The sequence below is a fragment of the Gluconobacter kanchanaburiensis NBRC 103587 genome, assembly GCF_007988905.1.
Taxonomy (GTDB): domain Bacteria; phylum Pseudomonadota; class Alphaproteobacteria; order Acetobacterales; family Acetobacteraceae; genus Gluconobacter; species Gluconobacter kanchanaburiensis.
Map to the genome: position 1 here is coordinate 55,703 of NZ_BJVA01000016.1, position 7,070 is coordinate 62,772.

Annotated in this window: 9 protein-coding genes, 1 tRNA gene and 1 pseudogene; 2 read left to right on the top strand and 9 right to left on the bottom strand. The window is 56.9% G+C overall.

Going from position 1 to position 7,070, the window contains the following annotated elements:
* Nucleotides 1-273: 273 nt before the first annotated feature.
* The 9 genes and pseudogenes from GKA01_RS13860 to GKA01_RS11375 form a co-directional block, all read right to left on the bottom strand.
* The gene (locus tag GKA01_RS13860; protein WP_228120033.1) at nucleotides 274-621 is read right to left on the bottom strand and encodes a tyrosine-type recombinase/integrase; all 348 of its coding nucleotides are present in this window, start codon (nucleotides 619-621) and stop codon (nucleotides 274-276) included.
* Nucleotides 618-1,742, bottom strand: coding sequence for a site-specific integrase (locus GKA01_RS13865; RefSeq protein ID WP_228120034.1), 1,125 nt, complete (start codon nucleotides 1,740-1,742; stop codon nucleotides 618-620). The genes GKA01_RS13860 and GKA01_RS13865 overlap by 4 nt, the downstream gene beginning before the upstream one ends.
* 12 nt (nucleotides 1,743-1,754) lie before the next feature.
* Nucleotides 1,755-1,922, bottom strand: a pseudogene (locus GKA01_RS14050) (DUF6538 domain-containing protein); the annotation flags it as partial.
* Between the two features lie 91 nt (nucleotides 1,923-2,013).
* A tRNA-Leu gene (locus GKA01_RS11350) sits at nucleotides 2,014-2,099 on the bottom strand.
* 7 nt (nucleotides 2,100-2,106) lie between these two features.
* On the bottom strand, nucleotides 2,107-2,790 hold the full coding sequence (locus GKA01_RS11355) for a M48 family metallopeptidase (RefSeq protein WP_146863049.1): 684 nt from the start codon (nucleotides 2,788-2,790) through the stop codon (nucleotides 2,107-2,109).
* A gap of 4 nt (nucleotides 2,791-2,794) precedes the next feature.
* Nucleotides 2,795-3,304, bottom strand: a complete 510-nt coding sequence (locus GKA01_RS11360; RefSeq protein WP_146863052.1) for a YcgN family cysteine cluster protein — start codon at nucleotides 3,302-3,304, stop codon at nucleotides 2,795-2,797.
* The gene (locus tag GKA01_RS11365) at nucleotides 3,301-3,705 is read right to left on the bottom strand and encodes a hypothetical protein (protein ID WP_228120035.1); all 405 of its coding nucleotides are present in this window, start codon (nucleotides 3,703-3,705) and stop codon (nucleotides 3,301-3,303) included. Before GKA01_RS11365 ends, GKA01_RS11360 begins: the two co-directional genes overlap by 4 nt.
* Nucleotides 3,705-4,913: an extracellular solute-binding protein gene (locus GKA01_RS11370; RefSeq protein WP_146863055.1), complete on the bottom strand. Its 1,209-nt coding sequence runs from the start codon at nucleotides 4,911-4,913 to the stop codon at nucleotides 3,705-3,707. The genes GKA01_RS11365 and GKA01_RS11370 overlap by 1 nt, the downstream gene beginning before the upstream one ends.
* Nucleotides 4,914-4,917: 4 nt before the next feature.
* A complete protein-coding gene (locus GKA01_RS11375) occupies nucleotides 4,918-6,093 on the bottom strand; it encodes an ABC transporter ATP-binding protein (RefSeq protein ID WP_146863058.1) in 1,176 nt (391 codons plus the stop codon).
* Between the two features lie 87 nt (nucleotides 6,094-6,180).
* Here GKA01_RS11375 and GKA01_RS11380 point away from each other — a divergent pair, with 87 nt between their 5' ends.
* Together GKA01_RS11380 and GKA01_RS11385 are read left to right on the top strand one after the other, a co-directional pair.
* A complete protein-coding gene (locus GKA01_RS11380) occupies nucleotides 6,181-6,459 on the top strand; it encodes a hypothetical protein (RefSeq protein ID WP_146863061.1) in 279 nt (92 codons plus the stop codon).
* A gap of 77 nt (nucleotides 6,460-6,536) precedes the next feature.
* The gene (locus GKA01_RS11385) at nucleotides 6,537-6,971 is read left to right on the top strand and encodes a hypothetical protein (RefSeq protein WP_146863064.1); all 435 of its coding nucleotides are present in this window, start codon (nucleotides 6,537-6,539) and stop codon (nucleotides 6,969-6,971) included.
* Nucleotides 6,972-7,070 lie beyond the last annotated feature (99 nt).

Genomic DNA, 7,070 nt, shown 5'->3' on the forward strand with positions numbered 1-7,070 from the left:
TATTTAACTTTGTATATCAGTGAAAAAGCCCGTCAAGGTTCGAAATTCTCCAATATTATATGCTTTATTGTATTCAAGAAGAATGTCAACCGAGATCCAAGAGGAGGTGCTTTTTTGGTCGAAGAAAGTTGTATTCTTGTGTCTAAACCGGATATTTAAAACGAAAATCCTAAACGTCTTGAGGTAGTTGAGAGCTTCGTAAAGCCGAACGTAGAAAATGACGGCATTCTATTAAGTTTTTCCGATACCTGAAAGCTCCCCCCATAGCTGCCGTCAGGTCTCCGGAATGTCTAATTTGAACATTGGGAATTCCAACGCTTCGATAACGCTCTTCAGGTTCTGCACGTCAATTGAGCTGGTGTAGTTCATCGTCCCTTGGCTGCGGTGTGAGGCTTCGTGTCCCAGCACCCGGTCAATCCATAACTCCCGGAAGCTCGCATTCTGATTGCGTAGCTTCGTGGAAACTGTGTGCCGAAAGCTGTGGAACGTAATCTCGGCAGGAAGGTCGAGCTTCGTTTTGAGTTTTGAGAACGCCTGTCCGAACGCGGCGCCCCTGACACCTTCGCTTGATGTCGGGAGATCCGGGAAGAGAAAGTGCTGGTCGGGCTTTAAAAAGCTCATGATGCCCGCCTTAATGAGCTGGGAGTGATGGGAACGAGCCGTGTTCCTGCGGCAGATTTCGGAGACCAGCCGTCCTCTGGATGGGGGCGGACATGGAAGCACGCCACACCTTGGATATTCTCTATGTCTTGGCCGCGCAGATTGCAGATTTCGCCCAATCGTAAGCCTGTATAGAGAGCGACGTTGACCATCCCCGCATAAGTCCTGCGGGAGATTCCGCGATGCTCCCATTGTGCCTGTGTGAGAAGAGCCAATTCTTCATCGGTCCAACAGCGTCGTTCTGTCTTCTTGGTCGTATTGAAGGACCACTGCGCCCAGGGGTTCTTGGCAACGATTTCGCGTTGCACGAGTACGGACCAGAGAGACGACAGGCGGGAGAAATGGTTCTTCACGGTCTTGCCGCTGACGGTCTCAAGCCCTTGTTCTTTGGCTGCTTCAACGGCCTTTCGAACGGGCAGGCGGTTCTTGGATTTTCCGTGTGTTGCGGGAAGGCCGAGGAGCAAATCGTGAAAGTCGCCTGCTGTTGTCCCAGTCACTTGGCTGACAGGTAGGTCTCCAAAAGCTTCGATAAATAGGTCGAGGGTTGTTTTCGTGCCCTTTATCGTGTCTGCGCTCTTGCTTGCGTCATTGAGAACAAAGCGTTGAGCCATCGCGCTAATGGTCTGGGCCTTGGTGTTCTTGCGCTTCGTTGTGACTGGAGGCAGCAAGGCTTGAGGCGGTTCGTCTTCTGGTCTCTCCTCAGCAGAGAGGGCAGGCGCAGACGTGATAGCGCTGCCTGAAGCTTTGATGTCGACGACAAGTTTGCGAAGCCCCGCAATCTCATCGCGCAGCATAGCCTCGCGGGTCTTCGTGACGGCCGCACCTACAGCCTGTGTCTGCTTCAAGCCGTTGAGGAAAGCATCGGTCTGTTCGAAATGTCCTGCGATGATGTCTAGAAAAGTGTCGACCTGCTGCGTGTAGGCTTTTGTCCGGAGCGCCTGTTGAGCCATTTCGACCTCATGTTTGGCCTCTTCTTCTTTCAGCCGGACGTTGTGATAGTTTTCCCAATCCTTCACGAACTGCTCGTAGAAACGGATGATATCGACAGCGGTCAGGGATTTTTGTGTTGGCTCTGTCGTCATGCGCCGAATCTCCTGAAAACACTGGCCCGTTTTGGCGTACAGCAGAGCCGCTTTTTGCCGTGCGATAAGCTTACTGGAGGTTTTCAGGGGATGCGAGACTTCGCCTCGACCCAACCAAGGGCGTAGGTCTAGCGGGACAGAACGCCTGAAATAATATTGCGATCCGACGATTCGCAGCATGCGTCTAACTTTCCCATTCTGGGAAAGACTGTGGGACAAAGGCCCATTTTAACGCCGAATGGTGTTTTTCTCTGTCTTTTCAATAGGTTAGTGGTGCGAGCTGCGGGACTCGAACCCGCACGTCCTTGAGGACTCGAGATTTTAAGTCTCGTGCGTCTACCATTCCGCCAAGCTCGCACAGCCCTCAAGCGGCGCGCAGGAGGGCTGTACCGTTTTCTCTCAACCAGCGTTCCGCTGCAAGTCGTCCTCTGTGTCCGTTGGGTACAAAATGATCGACCAGCGCCCAGAACTGAGGGCCGTGATTAAAATGTTGCAGATGGGCGAGTTCATGGATGATGACATAGTCACAAACATTCGTAGGAGCCATGAGCAGCCGCCAGCTTAGCATGATACGCCCTGCGCGTGTGCAACTGCCCCATCGTGTTCGGACGTCCCGTAAATCCAGACGGGTTGGATGGAGATTCATTTTTTCGGAATGGAGCGCCAGTGTGCGAGGCAGGCGCTCTTGGGCCAGTAATTGAAGAAAATCCCGCACACGGCGAGCTGTGTGTGACGCTTCCCCGCTGACATGTAATCCTTTCTCGTCAAGCCAAGTTCCGCGCCGGGCTTCGGGTTCATGAAGGATGGGGACGCTCTGCCCTTCGATCATTACCTTTGATCCGTCAGTCAGTTCCGGGGTGGCTTGTAAGTCTGCCAGTGTTTTTGTGATCCACTCCGCCTGTTGATGTACGAACGCTAGGGCACGGTCCCGACTGATGTGGTCGGGGAGCGTGACAATGACGTCGCCACGAACGGGCTCGATCCGCAAGGTGATACGTTTTGCCCGTTTCGAACGTTTCCAGATTAGGGGAACAGTCGGCGGCAACATGAGTTCAGCCGTGGGGTCTCTTTAATGGAGGCCTCTTCAATGCATGACATAACGGGGAGCGGTCTGGCCATTCACCGGGCCAGTCTTCCAGATGATCCTCGAGAGGGCCGGCACGACGCTCGCTGATGCATCGGTCCTGCACGGAGGCACGCGAGGCATGGACGCCGAGTTCGTTCCCTGTGCGAAGAGGATGCCAGTCGGGAAGATCGAAACCATCGCGTAGCAGGCGGTAGGAACAGCTCGGAGGGAGCCAGTCGATTTCAGCTAGAAGTTTCGGGGTGAGCGTTACGCAGTCCGGAACCTTGCGATGGCGATCTGCATAGTCGGTGCAGCGACAGGTATGGGTATCCAAAAGTCGGCAGGCAACGTTTGTGTAAACGACTTCGTCCGTGTCTTCGTCGCGCAGTTTGTTAAGACAGCAGCGGCCGCATCCGTCACAAAGGGATTCCCACTGTTCAGAAGACATCTGATCCAGCGGAACGGTTTGCCAGAAAGGGGCAGAAGGAGAGCTCATAAATGGTCCACAAGGGCGCAGGCAACGGAGAAAACGGTTGCAAGAGCCAGAGAAAGAAACAGGGAAGGCATGAGGAGGGGAAGCCAGATCAGGCGCAGGCGCATTTGAAGATTGGCCCCTAGACCAATTGCTGCCCGTGTGGTGCCAGGAGGCAGGGTCAGCAGCGTTGCGGCCGTAGGGAAAATGACAGCCGGCGCGATCAGGACGCCCTCCAGCCAGCGTGGTCCGTAATGTGTGCTGGCCAGTGCGAGGGCCAGCCCTGGGCCGGGCAGAAGCAGGATCAGCCCTAGGCGCCGTAGCAAAGAGGCAGGCAATACCCGCATGAGTAGCCCGAACAGCAAACAGGCTCCCATGAGGCCCGAGAGAATGGGCGGCAGATTAAGCCTTAACAGGAAAGCCATCAGGGCGTCTGAGGTGCAAAATGGTTCTCGAACTGCTGCTCGAGAGCCGGGCCGTTCAGGGACCAGAACGCGTCGTCGACTGTCAGGAATGTTGGCGTCGTGCCAGAGGCACTGGGCATGTCCTGCAGATGTGGAGCATGCATCCTCAGTTGTGCCAGCGTGTGGCGTGCGGTGTCCGCAGGAATATTTGCCGGTACGGCCCAGAAGAGAGGCGATCGCAGGACGTCCCGGGTTCCGGCAACAAAAAGCGATGTTGCCGGACCGGCAGGTACTCTGGATTCGACGCTTGTAACTTCCGTGCTGGGCGCGCTGAGCATGAGCGCGCTGCTCTGCTCCATGATGCGGCCTGCGTCCGCCGGGGTATGCCACCACACGATGTAGGGGCGGAGTAGATCCAGTTTGCGAAACGCCCGGTCGACACCCTGTTGCGTACCCAGTGTCCTGTATATGTCCCGCGGAGCAACGCCATCGGCAAGAAGAGCAATTTCCAGCGTCGTTCTTGCTCCGAAATGCAGTCCGCGGCGACCGGGGTGCCGGGCCACATCCCAGAAATCCTGCCAGTTTGGCGCCGCAGGCAACCGGGATCGATCCCAGGTCAGAACGAGATCACTGACGCCGCCCGGAATACCACACTCCGGACTGTCGTCGACAGGATGCACCCACCCTCCTTGACAGGCCTGGGCCAACTGGGAGCCAGATACCAGAACGGCCATCCATTGTGGTTTGGCTGTATGCGTTCCGGTCTCGAGGGTTGACGTGATGCCATCCCACTCGACTAGCCGGAGCGTACTGTCGCCCGATGTCAGGGCGTGGGCAGCGATCGTTCCTTCGGGAACGCCAAAGCCTGGTTCGGAAACGGCGGGGGTGGCGGTCTTGCGATGGGCGGTCCGGCGACGGTGGTGGGAGCGTGCGTGACTGTGGGCCGAGGCGGAGCCCGGCAGAAAGAGGGTGTTAAACCCATGGCTGACGGATGCCAGGAGCCTGTCCACGCCTGAGCCGGCATGACCTGAATGCTCTGTCGCATGGGCAATTGGGGGTAGCGTCAGCAGGCCGCACAGGACGGCAGCGCACAGGGCCCTTTTCCCGGAAGTCCGGTCATGGACTGGTAGAGCCTGTCGCAGGGAAGGGGCGGGCCGTATCAGAACAGAAGGATCCTCGGGGTTGAATTGGACTGAAAGGTTTCGGGCATGTTCGCGCGGGACAGGCATACTCTTAGTCTATTCCGGAGGCTGCCGGAAAGGCTGTTGCATGGGCAGCAGGCCAGGCAAGCTGAACGAGTGTCCCGGCAGAGGGAATTTTCTGGGATTGCAGAGGAGGACGACGTAGCTCGATTTCCGTTCCCTCGGCACAGCGGACACGCATGCGGATGTGATCGCCAAGATGGAGGCTTTCCGTCAGAATGCCTTGAACCGGCCTTTCGTCCTCGTCATCTACGCCGAGACCCTGGGAGCCGAAAAAAGGCGAAATCCGATCTGGCCTGACGCAGACTAGACATTCCTGTCCGACCTCGAGCTGTTCCGAAGCGATCGCCTCGACGACTCCTTCGCAGGCAAGGTGGATCCGGGCGACATCATCGCCGATGTCGAGAACCTGCCCGACCAGCGTATTGGTTTCGCCAAACAGTGTTGCAACCTGGGCGGAGGCTGGGCGGTCGTAAAGCTGTGCGGCATCCGCACACTGAAGAAGCGTGCTTCCCTGGAAAACGGCAATTTTCCCTCCAGACCTCAGAGCATCTTCCCGTCGCGAAACGGACTGGATTACGCTGAGGTTCAGGGCACGCGATACCGTTCCCAGCAGAACCGAGACACGGCGCGTAGCTTGGGGGTCGAGCTGATGCAGAGGATCGTCAAGCAGCAGCACGTCAGGGGACGTGACGAGGGCGCGGGCAAGACGCGCTCTAAACAACTGTTCGGGGGAGAGTTGTGCCGGACGAAGGCTGGAGATCCCGTCAAGGCCCAGAAGAGCAATCATCCGTCCCGCAGCCGCGTATGCCTCGGCTCGATTCATGAAGGCGGCCCGGAGGCTGAATGCGATATTGTCCCGTAGGTCCAGATGAGGAAACAGGGGGTCGCGCGGGCTGACGATCCGCATGCCCCGCTCTGAAGGAGCAGAGGATGTCACGTCCCGTTCGTTGATTCGGATGGTGCCACCCAGATGCGGCAGAAAACCGGCAAGCGCATCGAGGACAAGCGAAAGGGTATGAGGCCTGTCGCCGAAAAGGGTCAGGGTCGATGCGGGCATGAGGCGCAGGTCGATCGGGGGGGAAGCGATAGTAGTTCGCAATCCAACGACGTCCAGCACAGGCACCGCTGGCAGAGGGGCGGGGCGGGAAGAGCGGAGACTCCCCTTTTTCGGAGCCATGCGGGAAATGCCGGACAGGCCTGACATGCAACCTCTGTGAGAATGGATCGTTATAGGCGAAACAAAATTCAGGCCGGGAAAGCTCCGGTCGGATATACAGGAAAGGGTTTGAAGATGAGCCGTAAAAGCGTCAAGGATAACATTGAAGTAGCCACGGAAACCACGCAGGCTCAGATTGACGGTCTGCGGAAGCAGTTGCAGGAACTGCTGGAAAACCGGATCAACCCCGCCCTGCTCGATGCGGCTGACCGTACGGATCACGCCGTTGCAAATGCCCGCAAAATCACGGATCATGAAATTGAAAATGTTTCGACGCGTGTGCGGGCGCGTCCGATTGCAGCCGTTCTGATTTCGGCCGTTGTCGGTTTCTTTGCCGGCCGTTTCTCCAAGTAACAGCCCGGTTCTTTCCAGGCGGGGGACGGGCGGCATTGCGTCCGGCCCCGTCCTGAAGAAGAGGCAAGCTACTTTCCATGAAGCCTATCGAACTTGGACAGGATGTCCTTTCAGCCCAGGGGCAGATCCTTTCCCGCTCTGCAATGCGAATCGGCCGCAGAGTGGCCTACGGTATCGTTGCTGCGGTTTTCCTGTTCTTTACGGCGATCTCTTTTCACGGGTTCCTTTGGGCGTTCTTCGTTGATGTCGCCGGTCTGAGCTATGTGAAGTCGGCGCTTTGTGTGATCGGCGTTGATCTTCTGTTCGTCGTGATTTTCGGACTTCTGGCTGCCCGTTCCATCCCGGATCCGGTGGAAATCGAGGCCCGTATCCGCCGTGATCGCAAATTCATCGAGTTCAAACAGTCTCTGGCTATGGCAGCGCTGACGGGGTTGGTCTTCGGACCGGCCGGCCGTTTCACGATTGCCCGTTTGTTCGCCATTGTGCGGAATTTGTTCGGTCTCAGAAAATAAGATATTTTGTGGCTGATATTGATCAAAGCCATATAGTCAGTCTCCGCGTAATGGCGTAAGCACTTCGCCAGCTACCGACTCTTTTCTTATTTGAGTGGG